This is a genomic window from Microlunatus phosphovorus NM-1, from assembly GCF_000270245.1.
GTDB lineage: Bacteria > Actinomycetota > Actinomycetes > Propionibacteriales > Propionibacteriaceae > Microlunatus > Microlunatus phosphovorus.
Map to the genome: position 1 here is coordinate 3,252,757 of NC_015635.1, position 20,646 is coordinate 3,273,402.

The 20,646-nt window shown below is 66.9% G+C and carries 28 protein-coding genes and 1 tRNA gene; 6 read left to right on the forward strand and 23 right to left on the reverse strand.

Annotated features, from left to right (window positions below):
• Nucleotides 1–45: 45 nt before the first annotated feature.
• The 10 genes from MLP_RS14620 to lysA form a co-directional block, all read right to left on the reverse strand.
• Nucleotides 46–672: a hypothetical protein gene (locus MLP_RS14620; protein WP_013863908.1), complete on the reverse strand. Its 627-nt coding sequence runs from the start codon at nucleotides 670–672 to the stop codon at nucleotides 46–48.
• A complete protein-coding gene (tsaE, locus tag MLP_RS14625) occupies nucleotides 669–1,205 on the reverse strand; it encodes a tRNA (adenosine(37)-N6)-threonylcarbamoyltransferase complex ATPase subunit type 1 TsaE (RefSeq protein WP_013863909.1) in 537 nt (178 codons plus the stop codon). The genes MLP_RS14620 and tsaE overlap by 4 nt, the downstream gene beginning before the upstream one ends.
• Complete coding sequence (gene prmC / locus MLP_RS14630; RefSeq protein ID WP_231851318.1) at nucleotides 1,202–2,113, reverse strand: peptide chain release factor N(5)-glutamine methyltransferase; 912 nt, start codon at nucleotides 2,111–2,113, stop codon at nucleotides 1,202–1,204. Before prmC ends, tsaE begins: the two co-directional genes overlap by 4 nt.
• 2 nt (nucleotides 2,114–2,115) lie before the next feature.
• The gene (gene prfA / locus MLP_RS14635; RefSeq protein ID WP_013863911.1) at nucleotides 2,116–3,198 is read right to left on the reverse strand and encodes a peptide chain release factor 1; all 1,083 of its coding nucleotides are present in this window, start codon (nucleotides 3,196–3,198) and stop codon (nucleotides 2,116–2,118) included.
• A gap of 76 nt (nucleotides 3,199–3,274) precedes the next feature.
• Nucleotides 3,275–3,502, reverse strand: coding sequence for a 50S ribosomal protein L31 (rpmE, locus tag MLP_RS14640; RefSeq protein WP_013863912.1), 228 nt, complete (start codon nucleotides 3,500–3,502; stop codon nucleotides 3,275–3,277).
• A gap of 124 nt (nucleotides 3,503–3,626) precedes the next feature.
• Nucleotides 3,627–5,699 carry a transcription termination factor Rho gene (rho, locus tag MLP_RS14645; protein WP_013863913.1) on the reverse strand — a complete coding sequence of 691 codons (2,073 nt, stop codon included), beginning with the start codon at nucleotides 5,697–5,699 and terminating at the stop codon, nucleotides 3,627–3,629.
• 251 nt (nucleotides 5,700–5,950) lie between these two features.
• Nucleotides 5,951–6,862 (reverse strand): homoserine kinase, encoded by a 912-nt coding sequence (gene thrB / locus MLP_RS14650; RefSeq protein ID WP_013863914.1) that lies wholly within the window; start codon nucleotides 6,860–6,862, stop codon nucleotides 5,951–5,953.
• Nucleotides 6,859–7,935, reverse strand: a complete 1,077-nt coding sequence (gene thrC, locus MLP_RS14655) for a threonine synthase (protein WP_013863915.1) — start codon at nucleotides 7,933–7,935, stop codon at nucleotides 6,859–6,861. Before thrC ends, thrB begins: the two co-directional genes overlap by 4 nt.
• Nucleotides 7,936–7,943: 8 nt before the next feature.
• Nucleotides 7,944–9,296 carry a homoserine dehydrogenase gene (locus tag MLP_RS14660; protein WP_407938947.1) on the reverse strand — a complete coding sequence of 451 codons (1,353 nt, stop codon included), beginning with the start codon at nucleotides 9,294–9,296 and terminating at the stop codon, nucleotides 7,944–7,946.
• A gap of 184 nt (nucleotides 9,297–9,480) precedes the next feature.
• Complete coding sequence (gene lysA / locus MLP_RS14665; RefSeq protein WP_013863917.1) at nucleotides 9,481–10,887, reverse strand: diaminopimelate decarboxylase; 1,407 nt, start codon at nucleotides 10,885–10,887, stop codon at nucleotides 9,481–9,483.
• Between the two features lie 146 nt (nucleotides 10,888–11,033).
• On the opposite strand from lysA, the gene MLP_RS14670 reads away from it, so the two are divergent.
• From MLP_RS14670 to MLP_RS14680, 5 genes are all read left to right on the forward strand, one after another.
• Nucleotides 11,034–11,105: transfer RNA gene (locus MLP_RS14670), tRNA-Arg, on the forward strand.
• Between the two features lie 104 nt (nucleotides 11,106–11,209).
• Nucleotides 11,210–11,377: a hypothetical protein gene (locus tag MLP_RS28025; RefSeq protein WP_013863918.1), complete on the forward strand. Its 168-nt coding sequence runs from the start codon at nucleotides 11,210–11,212 to the stop codon at nucleotides 11,375–11,377.
• Nucleotides 11,374–11,544: a hypothetical protein gene (locus MLP_RS28030; RefSeq protein ID WP_013863919.1), complete on the forward strand. Its 171-nt coding sequence runs from the start codon at nucleotides 11,374–11,376 to the stop codon at nucleotides 11,542–11,544. The genes MLP_RS28025 and MLP_RS28030 overlap by 4 nt, the downstream gene beginning before the upstream one ends.
• A 110-nt stretch (nucleotides 11,545–11,654) precedes the next feature.
• Nucleotides 11,655–11,963, forward strand: coding sequence for a hypothetical protein (locus MLP_RS14675; RefSeq protein ID WP_156821164.1), 309 nt, complete (start codon nucleotides 11,655–11,657; stop codon nucleotides 11,961–11,963).
• Nucleotides 11,960–12,253: a helix-turn-helix domain-containing protein gene (locus tag MLP_RS14680; RefSeq protein WP_013863921.1), complete on the forward strand. Its 294-nt coding sequence runs from the start codon at nucleotides 11,960–11,962 to the stop codon at nucleotides 12,251–12,253. The genes MLP_RS14675 and MLP_RS14680 overlap by 4 nt, the downstream gene beginning before the upstream one ends.
• Nucleotides 12,254–12,595: 342 nt before the next feature.
• Here the strand turns inward: MLP_RS14680 and MLP_RS14685 are convergent, their stop codons facing one another.
• The 13 genes from MLP_RS14685 to MLP_RS27475 form a co-directional block, all read right to left on the reverse strand.
• Nucleotides 12,596–12,811 (reverse strand): hypothetical protein, encoded by a 216-nt coding sequence (locus MLP_RS14685; protein WP_013863922.1) that lies wholly within the window; start codon nucleotides 12,809–12,811, stop codon nucleotides 12,596–12,598.
• Complete coding sequence (locus MLP_RS14690; RefSeq protein WP_013863923.1) at nucleotides 12,811–13,656, reverse strand: phage major capsid protein; 846 nt, start codon at nucleotides 13,654–13,656, stop codon at nucleotides 12,811–12,813. Before MLP_RS14690 ends, MLP_RS14685 begins: the two co-directional genes overlap by 1 nt.
• A 174-nt stretch (nucleotides 13,657–13,830) precedes the next feature.
• Nucleotides 13,831–14,313: a hypothetical protein gene (locus MLP_RS26490; protein ID WP_013863924.1), complete on the reverse strand. Its 483-nt coding sequence runs from the start codon at nucleotides 14,311–14,313 to the stop codon at nucleotides 13,831–13,833.
• Nucleotides 14,306–14,548: a hypothetical protein gene (locus MLP_RS14700; RefSeq protein WP_013863925.1), complete on the reverse strand. Its 243-nt coding sequence runs from the start codon at nucleotides 14,546–14,548 to the stop codon at nucleotides 14,306–14,308. The genes MLP_RS26490 and MLP_RS14700 overlap by 8 nt, the downstream gene beginning before the upstream one ends.
• Nucleotides 14,545–14,796, reverse strand: coding sequence for a hypothetical protein (locus MLP_RS14705; protein ID WP_013863926.1), 252 nt, complete (start codon nucleotides 14,794–14,796; stop codon nucleotides 14,545–14,547). The genes MLP_RS14700 and MLP_RS14705 overlap by 4 nt, the downstream gene beginning before the upstream one ends.
• Nucleotides 14,797–14,799: 3 nt before the next feature.
• The gene (locus tag MLP_RS14710; protein ID WP_013863927.1) at nucleotides 14,800–15,087 is read right to left on the reverse strand and encodes a WhiB family transcriptional regulator; all 288 of its coding nucleotides are present in this window, start codon (nucleotides 15,085–15,087) and stop codon (nucleotides 14,800–14,802) included.
• Nucleotides 15,071–16,375, reverse strand: coding sequence for a DUF3631 domain-containing protein (locus MLP_RS14715; protein WP_013863928.1), 1,305 nt, complete (start codon nucleotides 16,373–16,375; stop codon nucleotides 15,071–15,073). The genes MLP_RS14710 and MLP_RS14715 overlap by 17 nt, the downstream gene beginning before the upstream one ends.
• On the reverse strand, nucleotides 16,375–16,647 hold the full coding sequence (locus tag MLP_RS14720) for a hypothetical protein (RefSeq protein WP_013863929.1): 273 nt from the start codon (nucleotides 16,645–16,647) through the stop codon (nucleotides 16,375–16,377). The genes MLP_RS14715 and MLP_RS14720 overlap by 1 nt, the downstream gene beginning before the upstream one ends.
• Nucleotides 16,644–16,880, reverse strand: a complete 237-nt coding sequence (locus tag MLP_RS14725) for a hypothetical protein (protein WP_156821165.1) — start codon at nucleotides 16,878–16,880, stop codon at nucleotides 16,644–16,646. The genes MLP_RS14720 and MLP_RS14725 overlap by 4 nt, the downstream gene beginning before the upstream one ends.
• Before the next feature lie 80 nt (nucleotides 16,881–16,960).
• Nucleotides 16,961–17,155, reverse strand: a complete 195-nt coding sequence (locus MLP_RS14730) for a helix-turn-helix domain-containing protein (protein ID WP_013863931.1) — start codon at nucleotides 17,153–17,155, stop codon at nucleotides 16,961–16,963.
• Nucleotides 17,156–17,265: 110 nt separating this feature from the next.
• The gene (locus MLP_RS14735) at nucleotides 17,266–17,625 is read right to left on the reverse strand and encodes a hypothetical protein (protein WP_013863932.1); all 360 of its coding nucleotides are present in this window, start codon (nucleotides 17,623–17,625) and stop codon (nucleotides 17,266–17,268) included.
• A gap of 149 nt (nucleotides 17,626–17,774) precedes the next feature.
• A complete protein-coding gene (locus tag MLP_RS14740) occupies nucleotides 17,775–18,743 on the reverse strand; it encodes a tyrosine-type recombinase/integrase (RefSeq protein ID WP_197536417.1) in 969 nt (322 codons plus the stop codon).
• A gap of 819 nt (nucleotides 18,744–19,562) precedes the next feature.
• A complete protein-coding gene (locus tag MLP_RS27475) occupies nucleotides 19,563–19,997 on the reverse strand; it encodes a helix-turn-helix domain-containing protein (RefSeq protein WP_013863935.1) in 435 nt (144 codons plus the stop codon).
• 75 nt (nucleotides 19,998–20,072) lie between these two features.
• On the opposite strand from MLP_RS27475, the gene MLP_RS14750 reads away from it, so the two are divergent.
• The gene (locus MLP_RS14750; RefSeq protein ID WP_172641577.1) at nucleotides 20,073–20,609 is read left to right on the forward strand and encodes a Uma2 family endonuclease; all 537 of its coding nucleotides are present in this window, start codon (nucleotides 20,073–20,075) and stop codon (nucleotides 20,607–20,609) included.
• Nucleotides 20,610–20,646: the final 37 nt, after the last annotated feature.

The following is a 20,646-nucleotide window of genomic DNA, read 5'->3' on the forward strand; positions in this document are numbered from 1 at the left end:
ACCGCGTGAGATCGCTAGTGGTTATCGTCCGCTCCAAGCCGCCCATTATCCGGACTCCCAAAACAGCTGAGAGTCGTGGCTCCATTCCTTGCCGGCACCGGCTTGCCAGGCTGCCAGCAGGTGCCTCGCATCTGAGGAGACCTCGGCTGCAAGCTTCTCGAGCTGGTCAGAAAGCCGAACCCGCGACCCGATGGCGCGAACGACGACCCGGCTCGTACTGGCGCCAAGAAGCTCCGGCTCTGGGATCAGCGTTCCTACGGGGTTGTCCGAAGTGAAAATGAGGCCGCCATGTCCGCCGCTCGCGGTGCGATGCGCGCCGACGACAAGGATCTCCTTCTCACCGGGGAGATCGAAGCTGTCCCGCGCCGCCGCGGCGGTGAGCTGATAGGTGTCGACGGTGTGAAACTGCGAGCCGACGGCGTAGCCGAGTGCCTGGGAATACGAGAGGCCCGAGCGAATGGTCGTGACCCGGCCCGGCCCGCGGTTCGCCAGTATCAACTGGAGTTCGGCGGCGCCCCAGCCTGCGGCCCGCAACGTGCTGCCGACGAGTCCGTCGACACCGTCGTAGCTTGCGTCAGTCTGATGGACGTCCTGCTCGACCACGCAACGCTGACCATCCCAGAGCGCACAGCTGTAGCGCTGCCCCGTTGTCTCGATCGCGAGCACCTTCATGACATCACCGCGAGCGTCCCGAATTCCATCGCCTCGAGGACTTTGATCCAACGATCGGAGGCTGAGCTGAGCCGCAGTTCGCGAGCCTCTTCCTCGACCAGCGGCACGATCTCAATATGCAAATGATCAGGGAATCTGGCGCGAAGCATGCTTCCCCATTCTACAATTGTGACCGAATCCTCCATGTAATCGACGACGCCTAGGTCCATGAATTCTTTCAGGTCTGCCAATCGATAGAGATCACAGTGGATCAATCGCAGGCGGCCACCATCGTAAAGATTCGCGAGAATGAAGGTCGGGCTGTTGGGAATGGCGCTTTCCCCGATCGCCGCGGCGATATCCTGCACGATGGCGGTCTTACCGGATCCCAGCGGACCTTCGAGCAACACGACATCACCTGGCACCAGTTGGGCGGCCAGGAACTGCGCGTAACGGGTCGTGTCCTGCCGGGTGTGCGCCGTGAGGACGCGTTTCATCCCCCGCGTGCCCAGGCGATCGCCGAGATCGTCTTCCAACTCGGGTTCGGCGCTCACTCGTCCCATCCTGCCAGAGTGCGACCGTTCCGGACGGCGGTGACAAACCGAGGTCGACCGGTCAAATCGGTGCGGTCGCGGATCTGCGCGAAGTGCTCGCTGTCGAGCACGACCTGCGGCGCACTCTCCGCCTGCACCTCGGCATGCTCGAAGGTCAACACACCTCCGGGCCGGAGGAGCCGGGCGGCGACCTTGGTCACGATCCTGATGGCATCCAGTCCGTCCATTCCGGAGAACAGCGCCAGACTCGGATCGTGGTCGCGAGCCTCCACCGCGACGGAGTCGTATGCCTCCAAGGGGACGTACGGCGGGTTCGCGGTCACCACATCGACGGTGCCGTCGAGCTCCGACAGCGCGTCAGCCATATCGGCCTGCACCAGCCGTACCTCAGTGCCGGCCAGATTCTGCTCGGCCCATGACAAGGCGTCGGCGGACAACTCGACGGCATAGATCTCAGCTGCGGGGACCTCTTTGGCCAAGGACAGCGCGATGGCTCCGGAGCCGGTGCACAGATCCACGGCCAACTGAGGTCGAGCCGAGTCGGCTTGGCGCGATCGGAGCTCGGCGCACGCCCACGCCATCATGGTCTCGGTCTCCGGCCGCGGAATGAAGACGCCCGGTCCGACGCGGAGTTCCACGTTGCCGAAGTACGACACACCCGTCAGGTGCTGGAGTGGAATCCGTTCCGCCCGCCGGGCGACCAGCAGGTCGTACGTCTGCACGTCGGCGGGCTCGACCTCGCGGCGGCTCCACCACAGGCCCGGGTCCTCACCCAGGACATGGGACAACAACAGCCGCGCGTCATTCTCCGGGCTGGGTACACCGGCGGCGCGCAACTGCTCGGCGGCGTGCTTCACCAGCTCCCGGGCGGTCGGCTTCTCACCCACGCTCGGCCGGTGCCACAGCACGATCAGACACCTCCGCCTGCCAGTCGTTCAGCAGTGTCGGCCTGCTGCAAGGCGTCGACCACGGCTTGCAGGTCACCGTTCAGCACCTGGTCGAGGTTGTAGGCCTTGTAGCCGATCCGGTGGTCGGCGATCCGGTTCTCCGGGTAGTTGTAGGTCCTGATCCGTTCCGAGCGGTCGACCGTACGCACCTGCGACCTGCGCGCAGCGGATGCCTCCTGGGCTGCCGCCTCCTCAGCCGCAGCCGTCAGCCGCGCCCGCAGCATCCGCATCGCTTGCTCGCGGTTCTGCAATTGTGACCGCTCGTTCTGGCAGGAGACCACGATGCCGCTTGGCAGATGGGTGATCCGGACTGCCGAATCGGTGGTGTTCACCCCCTGGCCGCCTGGACCCGAGGAACGGTAGACGTCGATCCGCAGGTCGTTCTCGTCGATCTCGACGCCCTCGGACTCCTCGATCTCCGGCATCACCAACACGCCCGCGGCGGAGGTGTGGACGCGGCCCTGCGACTCGGTCACCGGCACCCGCTGCACCCGGTGCACGCCGCCTTCGAACTTCAGCACTCCGTACGGCATCTGATCCGGCTCGCCCACCGACGACGCCTTGATGGCGACCGTGACGGACTTGAAGCCCCCCAGATCGGTCTCCTGGGCGTCGAGCACCTCGATCTTCCAGCCACGGATGGCGGCGTATCGGGTGTACATGTTCAACAGGTCGCCGGCGAACAGTGCGGACTCCTCGCCGCCCTCGCCGGACTTGATCTCCAGCAGCGCGTCGGAGGAGTCGTTGGGGTCACGCGGCGCGAGCAGTCGGGTGAGCCGCTCGGTGACCGGGCCGAGCCGGGTCTCCAGCTCGGCTGCCTCCTCGGCAAACGACTCGTCCTCCAACGCCAGTTCGCGAGCCGCGGTGAGGTCGTCGGTCAGCGACTCGTACTCGGTGAGGGCCTTGATGATCGGGGTCAGCTCGGCATAGCGGCGGCCGACCTTGCGGGCTCGAGCGAGATCAGCGTGCACGGCCGGATCGGCCAACGCCTTCTCCAGCTCGGCGAACTCTGCCTGCAAGCCCCTTGCCGACTCGAACTCGGACACGCGATCTCCTCTCCATCATCCGTCCCGGAACAAACGAACGCTCCCGGATCGAGTGATCCGGGAGCGTTGTGAGGTGCTACTTCTTCTTGGCTGCGGGCTGCTTCTTCGCGTACCGCTTCTCGAAGCGAGCGACCCGACCACCGGTGTCGAGGATCTTCTGCTTGCCGGTGTAGAACGGGTGGCAGGCCGAGCACACGTCGGCACGGATGATGCCGTCGGGCGAGGTGCTGCGGGTGGTGAACGTGTTGCCGCAGGTACAGGTCACCTGGGTCTCCACATACCGCGGATGAATGTCTGGCTTCATGGGTGTCTCCTCATTCGTCGCACCGGGTCGCCGCGTCGGCCGACGGGCGTGAACCGGCACAAGGATCTAGTCTGCCGCAGGCGGGCCCGCGGCAGCAAACCGTCCAACACTGCTCGGCTCGGGTTTACTCCCCCCGCTGGGGGATGGACTTGGTGATGGCCAGCAGGAACTCGTGGTTGCTGCCGGTCTTGCGGAGCCGGTCCAGCAGCATCTCCAGACCCTGCAGATTCTCCCCGCCCGACAGCACCCGGCGGAGTTTCCAGATGATGTTCAACTCCTCGCGGCTCATCAGCAACTCTTCGCGGCGAGTGCTGGAGGCGTCCACGTCGATGGCCGGGAAGATCCGCTTGTCGGCGAACTCGCGACGCAGCCGGAGCTCCATGTTGCCGGTGCCCTTGAACTCCTCGAAGATCACCTCGTCCATCTTCGAGCCGGTCTCGATCAAGGCGGTGGCCAAGATGGTGAGCGAGCCGCCATGCTCGATGTTGCGGGCCGCGCCGAAGAACTTCTTCGGCGGGTAGAGCGCCGCGGAGTCCACGCCGCCGGACAGGATCCGCCCGCTGGCGGGAGCGGCGATGTTGTACGCCCGGCTGAGGCGGGTGATGCCATCCAGCAGCACGACGACGTCGTGGCCCATCTCGACCAGGCGCTTGGCCCGCTCGATCGCCAATTCGGCGACGGTGGTGTGGTCGTCGGCCGGTCGGTCGAAGGTCGAGGAGATGACCTCGCCCTTGACGGTCCGCTGGAAGTCGGTGACCTCCTCGGGCCGCTCGTCGACCAGCACGACCATCAGGTGGACTTCCGGATTGTTGGTCGCGATCGCGTTCGCGATGGTCTGCATGGCCATCGTCTTGCCGGCCTTGGGCGGCGACACGATCAGACCGCGCTGACCCTTGCCGATCGGCGACAGCAGATCGATGATCCGGCCCATCAGCTGGTTCGGGGTGGTCTCCAGCTTCAGCCGCTCCTGCGGATAGAGCGGGGTCAGCTTCCCGAACTCCGGCCGGTTGCGTGCCTCCTCCGGCGGCCGACCGTTGATCGAGTCGACCCGGACCAGCGGGTTGAACTTCTCCTTGCGCTCGCCGTCCCGCGGGGTACGGATGGCGCCGGAGACGATGTCACCCTTGCGCAGTCCGAGCTTCTTCACCATCGACAGCGACACGTACGCGTCGTCCGAGCCCGGCAGGTAGCCCGAGGTCCGCACGAAGGCATAGTTGTCGAGGACGTCGAGGATGCCGTTGATCGGTGCGAGGACGTCGTCCTCGGCGACGACCGGCTCGGACTCGTAGCGGTCCATGCCGCCGCCGCGATTGTTGCGGCGGTTCTGGCGGTCGCGACTGCGACGCCGTCGGCTCCGCCGACCGCCACCGTCGTCGTCATCGCGGTTGTTGTCGTTGCCGCGATTGTCGTTGGCCCGGTTGTCGTTGCCACGGTTGTCACCGGTGCGGCTCTGCCGGTTCTGCTGGTCGCGGTTCTGCTGATCCCGACCTTGCTGGTCTCTGCTCTGCTGATCCCGGCCGGCACCGTTGCGATCGTTGCCGCCCCGGTTGTCGGTGCGGCTCTCGTTGCCCCGATTGTCGTTGGCCCGGCCGTCACCACCCTGGGTCTCATTGCCCCGAGTCTCATTGGCCCGGCTCTCCGCGGGGCTGGTGTCGGCAGGCCGGTTGTCCGTCGAGACCGCCTCGCGGTTGTCCTGCCGCTGCCGGCCAGAGGTCCCGCCACCGGTCGCGCGCTCGGCTTCGCGGTTCTGAGGCTCGCGGTTCTGAGGCTCGCGGTTCTGAGGCTCGCCTGCCTGCTCCGTACGCGGCTGCTCAGTTGCCTGCTGCGTCCGCTGCCCGCGGCTCTCGGCGGTGCGCTGGATGGCCTCGCCGACCGCGTCGATCGTCGGCTGATTGTCGTTGGCCGGCTGGCTGGCCCGCGGAGCCCGCTTGCGCCGAGCCCCGTTGGTCGCCGTCGCGTCCTTGGCGCCGGCCCCGTCCTTGGAGCCGCCAGCCGCGCCCGCACCATCACCGGTCTGGGCGGCGCGGATGGCGTCGATCAGCTGGCCCTTCCGCAGGCCGGAGGTCTTCACCCCCAGGCCTTGGGCTACTTGCTTCAATTCCGGCAGCACCATCGCATCAAGCCCGGTGCCCTTGCGCCGACGGCGCTCCCCGGACTCTGCGGCGGGGGCTGCCTGCGCTTCGGCGATATCTGTCACAGGTGTCCTTTCGGAGTGGGCGATCCGCGCCCAGTCCAGTCACGATCGAGCCGGCTGCGGTGGGTTCGCTGAACTCCGGCTCGGGGTCTTCGTCAGGTCCACTCGCCACCATTGTGTTTGGCAGTTCGAAGTGTTGGCGAAGAACTCGCCGCGCCGGACCTGTCGGCGCTACAACCGAAACCGTACTGGCTCATCGCATGGGTTCGCGATGCGGCTCACCGTTCGGTTACTGACAAGATTAGCACTACTGGTTACCCAATCACGTCGGCTACCCGAGCACCGCTGCCTACGCGCCCTCGTCGAACCCGGAAACCGTCCGCACCGGGCACCCAGCCGGCGGTCTCGGCAGCGTCCAGCTCCGTCTTCGTGCCGAGTATGAGCACCGTTGGCCCGGCTCCACTGATCACCGCGGCCAGGCCGTTGCTGCGCAACTGGGTCAGCAGCTCCAACGACTTCGGCATCGCCGGCCGTCGGTACTCCTGATGCAGCCAGTCTCGGGTGGCCTCCCACAACAACTCGGGTCGCCCGCCGATGGCCTCCACCAGTAGGGCGGCCCGCGCGGCATTGGCCGCCGCGTCCACGTGCGGCACCCGCTCGGGCAGCAGAGCCCGGGCCGCCTTGGTAGCGACCGCCACCGACGGTGTGAACGACGCCAGGGCCAGCTCGTCTGCCACCGGGGCGTTCACCACGGCCACCCCGTCGCGTCCCTCGTAGGCGAGCACGAACCCGCCGTAGATGGCCGCCGCGACGTTGTCCGGATGCCCTTCGATCGCGGTGGCGTGTCGCAACGTCCATTCCCGATCCGGCTCCAGACCGGCCAGCCCGCGCGCCGCGACCAGTCCGGCCACGATGGCAGCGGAGGAGGACCCCAGGCCACGCCCGTGCGGGATCGTGTTGTGGCAGGTCAGGCCCAGACCGGACACCGCGGCGCCGAGGTCGGCAAGACCGAGCAGCGCCGAGCGGATGATCAGATGCGACTCATCACGCGGCACCTGGTCCGCGCCTTCACCGGTGACCTCGAGATGATAGCCACTCAGCTCCGTACGCACGGTGACGCGCTCGTACCAGTCGAGGGACAGTCCGAAGCAGTCGAACCCTGGACCGAGGTTCGCGCTGGTCGCCGGCACCTCGACGACGACCTCGCGCCCAGCCGGGAGGCTCATCCAGCCAGACCGCAGGCGGCCGCGACCTTGGTCAGCTCTGCAGCCACCACCTCGGCCTGGATCGAGCGCCCCGAAAGAGCGGTGTCGATGTCCTTGAGCCCATGGCCGGTCACGGTGATCACGATCTGCTGCCCGGGATCGACCTCGCCACGTTGGCTCAGCTGTCGCAGTCCGGCTACACCGGCGGCCGAGGCTGGCTCCACGAAGACCCCTTCCCGAGAGGCCAGGAAACCCTGTGCCGCGAGGATCTCCTGATCGGTGACGGCACCGAAACGGCCACCGGACTCCTCTTTGGCGGCGATCGCCAGCGTGGTCGAGGCCGGATCTCCGATCCGGATCGCGGTCGCCACGGTCTCCGGGTTCGGCACCGGATGGCCCAGCACCAGCGGCGCCGCGCCGGCAGCCTGGAAGGCCCACATCCGGGGTCGTCTGGTCGCCTGTCCGGCCGTGGCGTACTCCACGTAGCCGCGCCAGTAGGCCGAGATGTTGCCGCCGTTGCCGACCGGCAACACATGGAGGTCCGGTGCATTACCGAGATCGTCGACGACCTCGAAAGCTGCCGTCTTCTGCCCCTCGATCCGCACCGGATTGACGGAGTTGACCAGCGCCACCGGATAGCTGTCGGCGAGTGCGCGGGCCAGCCGGAGGCAATCGTCGAAATTGCCCTCGACCTGCACCACCTGCGCGCCGTGCATGATCGCCTGAGCCAGTTTCCCGGCCGCGATCCGACCCGCCGGCAACAACACGATCGGTTTCAGTCCGCCGCGGGAGGCGTACGCCGCCGCCGACGCCGACGTGTTGCCGGTGGAGGCACAGACCACGGCTCGGGCACCCTCACCGGCCGCCACACTCACGGCCACAGTCATGCCGCGGTCCTTGAACGAGCCGGTCGGATTGGCGCCCTCGACCTTGAGCCAGACCTCACAGCTGAGCTCGGCGGACAGCACGTTCGCCCGGACGAGCGGGGTGGTGCCCTCACCGAGGGTGACCACCGGGGTCGAGTCGGTCACCGGCAGCCACGACCGATACCGGTCGATCACACCCTGTCGCGGTGCAGCCCGGTGGGCCACCATTGACATCGTCATCCCTCCCCTTCTACCCGCATCACACTGGCCACCTCGCGTACCGCCTCGAGCGAGCGCAGCGCCCGGACCGTCGCCGAGAGCGCCGCGTCCCGAGCCCGGTGGGTGACGATCACCAGTTGGGCGTCGGAGCCGCGCCCCTGCTGCCGTACAGTCTGGATCGAGACGCCGTGCTCGGCGAAACAGGTCGCGATGCTGGCCAGCACACCGGTGACATCGGCCACCTCGAGGGAGATGTGGTAGCGAGTCACCACATCGTCGATCGGGCTCACCGGACGCGCCGCATAGCTGGACTCCCCCGGGCCCGCTGCACCCCGGACCCGGTTGCGGGCCACCGTCACCAGGTCTCCGAGCACCGCGCTGGCGGTGGGCGAGCCACCGGCTCCTGGCCCGTAGAACATCAGCCGACCAGCTGAACGAGACTCCACGAACACCGCGTTGTAGGCACCGCCGACCGAGGCCAGCGGATGACTGCGCGGGATCATCGCCGGGTGCACGCGCACCGAGACCCGGCGCTGACCGTTATCGCCCTCGGCGTCGGACAGTTCGCAGATGGCCAACAGCTTGACTACCGAGCCGATTGCCCGGGCCGAGGCGATGTCGGACGTGGTGACCTCGGAGATCCCCTCCCGATAGACATCGGCGGCGGTGACCCGGCTGTGGAACGCGAGGCTGGCCAGGATCGCAGCTTTCGCGGCGGCATCGAAACCCTCGACATCAGCGGTCGGATCGGCCTCGGCATAGCCCAGCGTCTGCGCGTCGGCGAGGGTCTCGGAGAAGCCGGCGCCCTCGGTGTCCATCTTGTCCAGGATGTAGTTGGTGGTGCCGTTCACTATCCCGATCACCGAGGTGATCTCGTCTCCGACCAACGACTCGCGTAGTGGGCGCACGATCGGGATCGCGCCCGCCACCGCGGCCTCGAAATAGAGGTCGACGCCGGCCTGCTCGGCGGCAGCGAACAGTGTGCCGCCGTCCTCGGCCAGCAACGCCTTGTTGGCGGTCACGACCGAGGCACCGTGCTGCAGCGCGCTCAAGATCAGCGATCGGGCCGGCTCGATTCCGCCGATCACCTCGATCACCAGGTCCACGTCAGAACGCGCTACCAGCGCCGCCGCATCGGTGGTGAACAGAGCCGGGTCGATCCCCTCGCGCGTCCGGTTCAGCCGGCGCACGGCGATGCCGACCAGCTCCAGCCGCCTGCCGATCCGGGCATGCAGGTCGTCGGCGGAGTCGGTGAGCAGCCGGGCCACCTCCGAGCCCACGGTGCCGCACCCCAGCAGCGCGACCCGCAGCGGTGGCATCGGCTGCCCGTCCGACTGTGGGCGCGCGGCCGGCTCGGTGGTCGTCGTCACTTCTGCCTCACGTCGTTCGTCTGCCCCTGCATCGTTCCTGAAGTGCTCTGTGTTGTTCCTGAAGTGCCCTGCGTTGTTCGTGAAGGGCTCTGTGTCGCCCCGGGGGTGGTCCCGGAGCCGCTGGCCGACGGCCAACGGCAGTTCATTCTTCCCCATCGCAGCACTGCGGTGCTAACTCTCGCGCTCAACCCACGTCCAGCCGCAGGATGTCGTCCAGCGTCTCGCGACGCAGCAGGGTCTGGATCCGGCCGTCGGCCACCGCGATCACCGGCGGTCGGGGCACGTGGTTGTAGTTGCTGGCCATCGAGCGGCTGTAGGCGCCGCTGGCCGGCACGGCGACGAGGTCGCCCGGGGTGACGTCAGCCGGGAGAAACTCGTCGCGCACCAGGATGTCCCCGCCCTCGCAATGCTTGCCCACCACCCGGGAGATGGCCGGTCCGGCGGCGGAACGGCGGGAAGCCAGGGTGGCCGAGTACTCCGCCGCATACAACGCCGTGCGGATGTTGTCGCTCATCCCACCATCCACCGCGACATAGGTTCGGACCGCGCCACCGTCGAGTTCGACCCGTTTCACGGTGCCGACCTCATACAATGCGAAGGCGCTGGGGCCGCTGATCGCCCGTCCGGGCTCGATCGACAAGTGCGGAACGGCGACACCGTGCGCCGCGCACTCGACCTCGACGATCCGTCGCATGGCCTCAGCCAGCTCCGCCGGAGTCGCCGGGGTGTCGGCACTGGTGTAGGCGATGCCGAAGCCGCCGCCCAGGTCCATCTCGGGTGGTTCCACGCCGGTGCGGGCCGCGAACTCGGCATGCAGACCCAGAGTCCGCCGCGCGGCGACGGCGAAGCCCTCGGCGTCGAAGATCTGCGAGCCGATGTGGGAGTGGATGCCGATGAGCTCCAGCTCGGATGCCGCGTGCACCTGCAGCAACGCGTCGAGAGCGTTGCCGGAGGCGATCGAGAAGCCGAACTTCTGATCCTCGTGGGCGGTGGCGATGTAGGCGTGGGTGTGCGCCTCGACGCCGGTGGTGACCCGGACCATCAGTCGCGGGCGCTCGCCCCGGTCGCGAGTGCGGACCAACCGGATGAGGCGGGCGATCTCGTCGAAGGAGTCGGCGATGATCCGGCCGACTCCGGCGTCCAGGGCCAGTTCGATCTCGGTGTCGCTCTTGTTGTTGCCGTGCAGGCCGATCCTCGCTGGGTCGACGCCGGCCCGCAGAGCCACCGCGAGTTCCCCGCCGCTGCAGGTGTCGACACCGAGCCCCTCGTCGGCGACCCAGCGGGCAACCGCGGTGCACAGGAACGACTTGCCTGCGTAATAGACATCCCAACCGGCGAACGCAGCCGCGAACTCACGGGCGCGGTGCCGCAGATCGTCCTCGTCGACCACATACACCGGGGTGCCGACCTGCTCGGCAATCTCGGTCACGGTGAGCCCGGCCACCGTCAACACACCGTCGGCGTTCTTGGCCACGTTCCGGCTCCACAACGGGGCCAGCAGTGCGTTGACGTCGGCGGGAACGTCCAGCCAGCCCGGAGCATGGGTCAAGACGTCGGCGTGGATGGAACCCGCCACATGCATGTGGGTCACCCGCTCACTCTGCCAGAGCGGTCTGTCGCGAGCCCTTCAATGCCAGCACCTGGACCGAGCGCCCGGCTGTCCTCGAAACGGCCCGGAACGATTGGGCGGCCCGCGCCGACCGCTGGTACAGTCTCCTTCGGCCCAAAAACGCCGGGGCCCCCGTAGCTCAGGGGATAGAGCACCGCCCTCCGGAGGCGGGAGCGCAGGTTCGAATCCTGCCGGGGGCGCAGATCATCTGACCTAGTCAGAGCGCATTTCGAGCAAGATCGCCTGCCGGTCATGCAACATACGTGCAACAGCCTTCCGCCTTAGCGGAGAGGTCAGGCACCAGATGCCAACCACCACCATCACCCACAGGTCGACAGATGAACTGCTCACCTGCCCATGCTGCGGCGCATCACGTGCCGTACGCCGAGCCACCATGCGCTACCTGTCCCGGGTCGCCGGAGACGCCTACTACGCCGAGCTGCACCGCATCGTCACCGGGAACAAGCGATGACCACGCCGCCACCCAGCTACTTGCTGCTACTTGCCGACCTGTTCAAGCAGGCTGAGGCTGCGGGCTGGGGCATCGCCAGCGGTGCTTCGTTCGAGGCGTTCCCCGGCTTGGAGGATGCCGCGGCCGACTACATCCAGAGCCTGCTCGACCAGGCCGCCGACGACTGACTGTCAGACCCGGGCAGTACAACCAGATCGGGCCCCGTCGGTGCTGGAACCACCGGCCGGAGCCCTTGGACCAAACCCCTACAAGGAAGGGAACCGATCCCATGTCCATCATGAACGAACCGATCACCGCTCACACCGCACCTGACTGTCCAACGTGGTGTGAGGTCGAACCGTCCGAGCACTTTGCCGAGTCATCGACCGTGGCGTACCAGCACTACCGGAACAAGACTCTCGAGTTCCTCGACGGTGATGTGATCCTGTGCCCGTTCACCTACCAGCCGCTCGACGGGAGCCCGTCAGCAGGTGGAGTCGAGATCGGCAGCATGTCCGAATGCCGGCTCTCGCTGGCAGAGGCCAGAGGGCTCCTGTCCGAGCTGGCCCACGTGATCGAGCTGGTCGAGCAGGGTGAGTCACTATGACCCGCGACGATCGAGGATGCGCGGAAGCACTCGCGCAGCAGCTCACGACAGAGGTCAGGGTCGCGATAAAGGCATCCGGCATGTCTCAACGCGACATCGCCGACAGAACCGGAATTGCGCTCCGTACACTCAGCCGTCGGCTCAGGCACATAGGCAGAACGTTCTCCGTCCCCGAGATCGCGGCGATAGGTGACATCCTCGGCTTCACCATCGTCGACATCGCCGAGCGTGCCGAGCAGCAACCAGCAGCAGCCGTCGGATGTCAGAGTCCGGCGGCAGCTGCTGTCTGACCCCAGGGGGTACCACCGAGCGAGGGTCCAGCCCTAACCGCCGGTGAGGGGTCTGAACCATGCGGAGGGTTCAAACAATCCGGCCTGTGTCCAGGAACAAATTTCAGGTTGGCGGACTGCGAGTCACCTCACCGGCGGTTAGGCGGTGGGGCCGGGTCGGGGTGCCCCCCCTACCCCCTGATGGGCAGAAGCGAGCCCCACGACTTGTGGTGTCGTGGGGCTCGCTCGTGGCTGGCGCTGGGCGGAGTTCTGTGCACGCAGCATCTATGTTGTGCTGTTCCGTCCATCGGCTCGTATCAGCCCGAGTGACGTTGACGCCAGCTGTCTGTGGTGGCGCGACCGTTAGGCCACGCCGAATGGATGTCGTTGATGGTCATTCGTTGTTGGGTTGCTGACTGCGAGTCTGAGCGTGCGGGACAGCAGCGGCGCGAGTTCGTGTGCCTCAGCTCTGCTGAGTGCCACCAGCGTTGCGGCGTCGCTCGTGCGGGTCACGCTGATCGTGTCGTCGTCGTTGTTGTAGTGCACGGTGAGCGTGGTTCCGCGTTGGCTGAAGTTCATCAGGCGGGGTTCGTCACTGTCAGCTTCGCGATCCGGTTCGGCTTGACCACGTTCTGCCCGAACCGCCAGGTGCAGCGCAGTGCGATGCTGTCGGATCCGAAGTAGAAGTGTTCGCTGACCGCGACTTGGACGTCGCCGACGGCGGTGACGATGGCGGCCTGGTCGAGCACCATCAGGTTGCCTGATGGCAACGCGGCTGTGGTGAGAACCGGGACGTTGAGCAGGAACTTCGGCGCGGCTGCGGTGCCGGCGCCGAGCAGGTTGTCGTTGCGGTCGGTGCCGGTCTTGAACTTCGACAGTCGGGCCCAGGCGTCGGGGGCGGCGATGATGTGGCTGGGCGTGCCGCCGTTGGTTTCGATGGTGGCGAACGCGTCGACCAGGATGTCGAGGTCGCCGGCGATGGCGCCGCCGTTGACGATGCCGGCGATGTTGAGCAGCCCGGCGGGTGGGTTGACGGCGGGGGCGGTCGGTGCGGCTTGGGCGACGTAGGCCTGGTTGCCTTTCTTGGTCACGGCCCGGGCGACGGAGGCGGCGAGCATGGTCTCGGCGTCGTCTTGGTTGAACTGCTCGCGGGACAGTCGGATCAGCTGGGCGACCTTGCCGGTGTAGACGACGGCTTCGGCGAGGTCGGGGTTGGCTTCGGGGATGCTGTCGCCTTCGGCGACGATGGTGGCCGCGGCGTCGTCGACGTAGGGGACACGGACCGACGGGGCGTCACCTTCGACTTCGCCGGCGACGGTGGAGGTGAGCAGGACGAGCGCGTCGGGAACGGCTTCGGCGGCTGGCACGTAGCGGATGTCGGGCGCCCATGCGCGGGCGGATGTGGTGGTGGTTTCGGTGGCCATGAGTGCTCCTCAGGAGGGTGTGCAGGCACCGCTGGACGCGGTGAGTGGGATGGTGGGGAGCCTCTGGCTTCGTCCCGTGGTTGCCCTCCTGGGGCTGCCTGTCAGGACTGGGTGGGCGCCTGGCCCGGGCCGGTGCTGACAGGGTCAGTCTACCGGCCCGGGCGGGCTGCTTGCTCAGTTGTGGCGGAAGGCTTTCGTCCAGGCATCCCGGCTGTCGTCGCCCGATCCGCGGCCTTGTGACAGGTCGGGGCGCGGGGTCCGGCGGGCTGCTGCGAGCCCGACGGTCTCGCGTGCGGTCCGGGCGGCTGCGATCGCTTTCTCGGGGTCGACGCGACCCTGATCGTCGAGCAGGTCGGCCAAAGCGGTGCCGGCTGTCCACAGGCCTGCAGGGACGCGCAGGACGTCGCTGACGGCCCGTTCCGCTTCGGCTCGTTGCAGCGTCTCGACCAGGCTGCGGAGCTGGTCCCGTTCGGCCTCGGTCTCACGGAGCCGCACCCGGTACCGGGCTGCCTCCCGGCCGGCCTTGCTGGTGTCGTCCCGGTCGTCGGCGAGGCTCTCATCGAGCTGGGCCGCATCCGCCGCGGGAGCCGGTTCAGTGGTGGGGTCCGGTCGGCCTACCGGATCGGCCGCGGTGGTTTCAGTGGTCTGCTCACTCATTGGTCTGGTTCTCCTTGACGATTGGGGTGGTGAGGCTCAGCTCCCGCGCCAGGGCGGCGAACTGGAGGTGTGGACAGTGGTTGACGGACTCGCCGACACCGTGGACGCTGCACCGGAACCGGCGCAGCTCACTGGCCGGGTTGATCCGGGCGACGATCTCCCGGTCGCCGATGGTGATCACGGGCGGCCCGTACAGTCCCGTGCCGATCACCTTGACCTCGAGCCGGGCGGTCACGACTGGTCCTCGGTCGGGGTGACCCGCTCGATGAGCCCGGTAGCGATGGCGTCGATGTAGGCCGCCAACACGGGGATGTCGGCGTCGGTGCGGGTCAACATGCCCGCCGTGATCGAGGTCAGGGCCGACAGCATCGCCGCCGGGTTGCCGTTGACGGTCAACACGGCCAGCCCGTCCCGGTCACCGAGCACATAGGCCTTCAGGTAGGCGACCGCGTCGAGCGCGTCACCAGTGTTGAACGGATGCATAGGTCAGGTCTCCTTGATAGTGGTGGTTTGGGCTGGTCGGCCTGGCCGGCGTTTCGGTGGGGTGCGGTCGATGCCGGCCCAGACGCCGAACTTCTCGTCGCCCGCCTCGGCTGCGTTGTGGCATTGCTCGCGCACTGGGCAGCCGGTGCACCAGTCGGCGGCGAGGGCACGGATGTCGGGGTCGTCGGACAGCCAGACGTCGTGTGCTCCGTAGTCGCCGCAGGGTGGTCGGCGTCCGTCGGCTGCGAGCTGGACGAGCGCGAGCGTCAGCTGTTCACGGGCGGTTGTCATGCTGACCTCCGACCCGCGACCCAGCAGCGATTGCAGACCCCGCGGTGGTGAGTTGCGTCTGGCAGTGGGGACAAGGGGTCTGGATGTGACCGGACGGACCGGTCGAGCCGGCCGAACCGGACGCGTTGCCCCTCAAGACGGCCGGTTCGGCCACTTCGACCGGTCCGTCCGGTTTGTCTAAGGGGTGCAGTCGCATCCGACCGGCAACCGACCAGACCGAGATCCGGGTGTACCCGCGACGTCGTTCACCGCCCGGCTCGCGACTGCTGTTGATCTTGTACTTGGTCAACATCCGACCGAGTCGCTGCATCGTCAACGGCTTGTCGAACGGTGAGAAGTCGCCCCAGACATCCGGGTGCGCCCTCGCTAGCGCGTCGATGAGCACCGGGGTGGGCACGAACGATTCCCCCGACGGCCAGACCTCCATCACGTGCCGCAGCAGAAGGACGTGCGGCGCCTCCCGCACCATGCCGTCCTCCTTGTCGGCGAGGAACTGCGCGACGTCGGCCACAGCCATCTTGTCCACCGTGGTCGGCCACCTGCCGCCAGCGATCTCCGCCACCCGGCGCAGCGGCGTCCACTTCTCCCGGAACCGCCCGGTGACCCCCTCGGGCAGTGGCGGCCGGACAGTGCGGATGTCGTCCGCGGCAGAGGTCATCCACTCGGCCAGCCGTACCCCGAGTTGCTCGGCGTCGGCCTCGATCATCTCCCAGTCGGACTCCTCTGCCCGCCCATGCACGTCGGGAAGCAACAACACGCGGAGGATGCGGGACTGGGTGTCCTCTGGCAGCCGCGGACTGTTGCCGGCTAGGGCCACAGGGGCGAAGGTCGGCATCTCCTTCTCCACCCATTCCCCACCCTTCCCGGGCACCAGAACCGGGCGGGTCGCCCCCCGCTTATAGCCGGAGTTGAGCACCGCTAACAAGTCGTTCGTGCCTTCCCGGTCGGGGTTGAGCGACCGGTCGGCCTCATCAATCAGGACGGTCCGAATGCCTCGGTCGAGCATCCGGGCGAGCAGGGCAGCCGACGACAGCACCGCGGCCTGTACGGGCTTGTGACACAGCCGCTGGAGGTGCTCCAGGCAGGTGGTCTTGCCCGACCCGGGGACCGGGCTGTCGATCTGCAACCTGGGGGTGGTGAAGAAGGAGTTCAGTGCGTGCGTGTGCGCGGCCCACAACGCGAGCAGATCAAGGTCGTCGTCGGAGACAGTGCAGATATACCGACCGAGGTGCTCGCGCACCTCGTCGAGAATCACCTTCTCCTTGCCCCACGGATCGAAGGACACCATTACGCCACCTCCGCAAGCACAGTGGCGATCAGCTCAGGCACGTCCTCAGCGACACCGACCTCGGCTCGGGCCCGGCAGGCTTGAGCGGCCTCGGTGAGGTCCCACCAGCGCCGCTGGAGATCGTTCTCGGATGCCCGTCCAGGCCAGTCGACGCCCGGGCGGTGCCGGGCCGCCTCCAGCTGCTCAGCGCGCTTCAGCCACCACAGACGGGTAGCGTCCGTCATCGCGCCCTGCAGGATCCGCACGGCCAGATGATCGGTGTCGATGCTCATGACGCATCACCACCGAGCGGCAGGCGGAAGTACGTCGGCGCCGACTCCCCTGGCTCGGGCAGCGGTGTCAACCGGCACAGCACCAACTCGGCCCGCTGGCCGCGTTGCACAGCCCGCTTCAGCGCCTTCTGCGAACTGTGCAGCGACAAGTAGATCCGGCGGGCGTAACGCAGCTCACCATCCGGCTGCTCGGTGACCACGACGACCGCGTACGCCTCGCACGCAGCCCGCACCGCATCGTAGAATGCACTTGTCGTCGTGCTGATCGACAGTGAATCCGCCTGTGCCGGGCGGATTCTGTCGTTTCCGGGGCTCACGCGGCCGAGCCGTTCGGGATCGGCTTGAGCATCGCATCCACGTCGTTGAGGTCGACCCGGATGAGTCGACCCGAGCGGTACGCGGGAAGGGCGCCGGTAGCGATGCGGCGCCGGATCGTTTTCGGGCTACAGGGCACGTAGTCGGCGGCTTCTGCGATGGACGCGAGCCGTCGGGTGAGGGATCTGGGCATGGCAACTCTTTCGGAGTTGCACTCGGATGCCCATCCAGTGCGAGTGGTCTAGCGGCCCGCCGCTTGGCCCTTCATGTGGTCAGCAATGAACATAGCAGGTCGTGCAGCACCTATCGGGTAGCCGAGAACATGTCGTTCCTTGCAGCGACTTCGGCGCCATCAGGATGGTTGACGCACCTCATCCAGGGTTGCAGCTCACCGATCTGCGGTTCGGGCAGGTAGAAGTCGCGTACGAAGTGGTCGGGCATTCCCCTCAGCCACCGTTCTCCGTGAGGGGTCTGGCCCGTGCCCCACTCCTCGAGATGGTCGAGAAAAGTGGACAGCAGATTATCCTCGAGTCCTTGATCTGTGAGCGTGGACAGGAGATGTTCCCGCATCCAACCTCGTAGATTGAGCTGGTCGCTTGGGAGCCATTTGATCCGCGCAGCGAACAGCACGCCGCCGTCAACGGACACCGCCTGAGCCAGCATCGGGCTGCCGTTCTTGTGCGGTTTGGTGCATCGCCATATGGCCTGTCGAGCCGGAGGGTTGGCTTGCAACGATGCCTGATGTGCGGCGAGCTCGGCTGTAAGTCGCCTCCTCCCGAGCACCCACTCGCGAACATGTGCGGTGTCGCTCCTCACTTGGTCACCACCATCGCTGAGAGCCGGCGGGCGATCTCCTGGTCGCGGTCCTGCGCCACATGCTGGTAGCGGATCGCCATCGCCGGGGTGGAGTGCCCGAGCCGGCCCATCAGCTCGGCCAGCGTGGCTCCGGTCTGGGCGGCCATCACCGCACCCGTGTGTCGAAGGTCGTGGAATCGGAGATCGGGCCTGCCAGATGCTTTCCTGGCTGCGTCCCAGGTCTTGAAGAACGTGCCGTGCGCCAGCTGCTGCCCGGACTGCGCGGCCGGGAACACGAGCCCCTCACGACCCCAGCCGGCGAACCGGTCAACGTGGGCTCGGATGACCGGGATCAGGTGCGGCGGGATCGCGATGTCCCGGACGCCTGCGTCTGACTTCGGCGGGCCGACGACAACCTGGCCGTTGACGACCTGCGCGGAGCGGCGAACCTTCACCTTGCCGTTCTTCAGGTCAAGGTCAGAGCGGCGCAGCTCGACCAGCTCACCCCAGCGCATCGCGCACCAGGAGGCGAGCAGGACCATGCAGCCGTACCGTTCTGGGAGCGCGGCCACGATCGCGTCGAGATCGGCGGCCGAGGCTGGTTGGATCTTGTGCTCACGCTTGGTCTGCCCTGCACCGCGGATCACGCACGGGTTGGACGAGATCAGCCCATCGGTGACCGCTGTCCCGAGGATGGTCCGCAGCAGCGCGTAGGCGTGTGCTCGACGGGTCGGGTGGTCGAGGTCGAGTGTCGCGTGCCAGGTCCGTACAGTCAGCGGTGTGATGCCTTTGAGCGGCAGCGGCCCGAGGTCGGGCAGGATCTTCTGGTCGAGCAGCCGCTGGTAGAGGTCGCGGGTCCGTGGCTTCAGGGTGCGGTTGGCCAGCCACGGCTCGGCGTACGCGGCGAGCGTCTCGGCGCGCTGCAAGGTCGCTCTCGACTTTGGTGGTGACCACTTGCCGGCGTCGATCAGCTGCCGTTCCGTCACGAGCCATCCCCTGGCGTCTGTCATCGTCTGGAACGTTGTTGAGGCGTTGTGGACGGCGATGTCCGGACCCTGGTAGGAGGCCTGGAACCGGCCAGACGGGAGCTTTCGGACTCTTCCCCAGCCCTCTCGCTGCTTTCTCGGCTTGGTCTTTGTGGCCATCCTGTCGGACTCCTGTCGTGGATTCGCGTGCAACAATGTGCAATATGAGTGTACAGTCTTGACCATGGGTGACCACCGAAGGCCACACGGCCAGAAGAGTGAATCACCTAGTCGGACAGCAGTAATCCCTGGTCAATCGCGGGAGGCACCAGCACCGTTGCAGACAGGTTCGAATCCTGCCGGGGGCGCAGTGTAAAACCCCTAGTCAGAGTTACTTTCTGACCAGGGGTTTTTCGTTTGCTCGGTGGCCTCGGAGGACAAGAGCCTCAACGAGAGTCCTCTGTCTCATCAAGTGCCGTCGTCATTCGACGGATCTTCGGGCTTCAGTGGCCAAGACCGATCAGAGTCCATTCTGATGGTGGGTTCACACAATCAAACTGGCGCCTCATCGCTCGCGCGATCCGATGCAGAGCCAGTACCGGCGGCGACTCCAGGCTGCCGCCGCAGCTGAAGCAACCGAAAGTCGCCACTCGATTTCGGAGTACGGCCGACTCGGCATCGAGAGGCGAGGTCTGGTTGCTTCGCCGCTCGTGAAGCAACGATTTCTCGCCTCTCGGTGAAGGGCGCATTATCGAGTGGCGACTTCTGGTTGCTTCGACGTCAGCTCGCCTTCAAGTAGGCGTCCAGGGCATCTCGGAGCACCTGGCTCCACCGGCGACATCACCCACGTGGTGCCTGGGCCTGCAGGACAGCAAGATCGTCAGCGTTGAGCATCCCGTGGCCAGCTGCGGAAACGACCTGGTCCCAGGTGCCGGGGAGGTACGCGTCATACGCGCCCTCAGGCACCCGGCCGAGCGTGTAGCTGCGCGCCAGGAGGTCGCCCATCATCTGCTCGTGCGTGATCTCGCCCAGCACATGCAGCGCAATCACCTCGCGTGGGGACGGATCGAGCACCGCCTCACGTCGCTTCGCGATGCGACTCACCGTCGCCTGGCTGACACCAACCTCCGCGGCCACCGCCGACTGAGTGCCGTGCTGGTCCAGCAGGTCGATCACGCGTCGATCACGCGCGACATCGGCAAGGATCGAGAAAGCTAGCGCCTTGGCAGGCGAGATCCCGAGTTCGGAAGCAGAGAGCCGTCGTGTGACAGTCACCACAGCCTCCTTTCATTCGTGCATGAATAACATAGTCGATGCCGCCAGACTCGCCAAGGTGGGATGATGGGCGACATGGCCGTCGAAGCGTTGGTGCGCAGACCAGCGACCTGGGATGAGTACCAGGCGCTGGGCGAGGACGTCCGGGCCGAGTACATCGACGGAGAGATCGTCATGACACCGTTTCCGACGATTGGCCATCAGCGCGCCTCCCGTCGCCTGGCGAACCTCCTGGAGTCAGTGCTACCGGAGGGTTTCGATGTTGTCGAGGCCTGCGGCTGGAAACCGGGCAAGGACGAATTCGGTCCGGATGTGATGGTCTTCCCGCTCGCCGAGGCCACTTCCGACGTCCGCTTCACCGGCACCCCGGTGCTGTGCATCGAGGTGGTCTCAGGCAACCGTGGCAATGACTATGTGACCAAGGTGGCCAAGTACGCCATGGCCGGGCTCGTGCACTACTGGATCCTCGACCCGGCCGGCACGCTTGATGTGCTGACCCTGGACGAGACCGGTCACTACCGGCTGGAGACCGAGGTGCTCGTCGACAAGCCGCAGGACGTGTCGTTCGGGATCGCCGAGGTTCACATCGACCTGGCCATCATTCTGCGGTGAGGCCAGCGGCTGTGTCCGCAACCGCCGTCCCCGCCAC

What these genes read in the sequence shown, in the direction of transcription:
- MLP_RS14730 (WP_013863931.1), bottom strand. Translation starts at nt 17,155, where the DNA reads ATGCCCAGATCCCTCACCCGACGGCTCGCGTCCATCGCAGAAGCCGCC.
- MLP_RS28030 (WP_013863919.1), top strand. Translation starts at nt 11,374, where the DNA reads ATGACCACGCCGCCACCCAGCTACTTGCTGCTACTTGCCGACCTGTTC.
- MLP_RS14705 (WP_013863926.1), bottom strand. Translation starts at nt 14,796, where the DNA reads ATGCATCCGTTCAACACTGGTGACGCGCTCGACGCGGTCGCCTACCTG.
- MLP_RS14750 (WP_172641577.1), top strand. Translation starts at nt 20,073, where the DNA reads ATGGCCGTCGAAGCGTTGGTGCGCAGACCAGCGACCTGGGATGAGTAC.
- MLP_RS14720 (WP_013863929.1), bottom strand. Translation starts at nt 16,647, where the DNA reads ATGAGCATCGACACCGATCATCTGGCCGTGCGGATCCTGCAGGGCGCG.
- thrB (WP_013863914.1), bottom strand. Translation starts at nt 6,862, where the DNA reads ATGAGCCTCCCGGCTGGGCGCGAGGTCGTCGTCGAGGTGCCGGCGACC.
- MLP_RS14620 (WP_013863908.1), bottom strand. Translation starts at nt 672, where the DNA reads ATGAAGGTGCTCGCGATCGAGACAACGGGGCAGCGCTACAGCTGTGCG.
- MLP_RS14715 (WP_013863928.1), bottom strand. Translation starts at nt 16,375, where the DNA reads ATGGTGTCCTTCGATCCGTGGGGCAAGGAGAAGGTGATTCTCGACGAG.
- MLP_RS14675 (WP_156821164.1), top strand. Translation starts at nt 11,655, where the DNA reads ATGAACGAACCGATCACCGCTCACACCGCACCTGACTGTCCAACGTGG.
- MLP_RS28025 (WP_013863918.1), top strand. Translation starts at nt 11,210, where the DNA reads ATGCCAACCACCACCATCACCCACAGGTCGACAGATGAACTGCTCACC.
- MLP_RS14690 (WP_013863923.1), bottom strand. Translation starts at nt 13,656, where the DNA reads ATGGCCACCGAAACCACCACCACATCCGCCCGCGCATGGGCGCCCGAC.
- MLP_RS26490 (WP_013863924.1), bottom strand. Translation starts at nt 14,313, where the DNA reads ATGAGTGAGCAGACCACTGAAACCACCGCGGCCGATCCGGTAGGCCGA.
- MLP_RS14710 (WP_013863927.1), bottom strand. Translation starts at nt 15,087, where the DNA reads ATGACAACCGCCCGTGAACAGCTGACGCTCGCGCTCGTCCAGCTCGCA.
- MLP_RS14685 (WP_013863922.1), bottom strand. Translation starts at nt 12,811, where the DNA reads ATGAACTTCAGCCAACGCGGAACCACGCTCACCGTGCACTACAACAAC.
- MLP_RS14735 (WP_013863932.1), bottom strand. Translation starts at nt 17,625, where the DNA reads ATGCTGGCTCAGGCGGTGTCCGTTGACGGCGGCGTGCTGTTCGCTGCG.
- rpmE (WP_013863912.1), bottom strand. Translation starts at nt 3,502, where the DNA reads ATGAAGCCAGACATTCATCCGCGGTATGTGGAGACCCAGGTGACCTGT.
- MLP_RS14680 (WP_013863921.1), top strand. Translation starts at nt 11,960, where the DNA reads ATGACCCGCGACGATCGAGGATGCGCGGAAGCACTCGCGCAGCAGCTC.
- thrC (WP_013863915.1), bottom strand. Translation starts at nt 7,935, where the DNA reads ATGGTGGCCCACCGGGCTGCACCGCGACAGGGTGTGATCGACCGGTAT.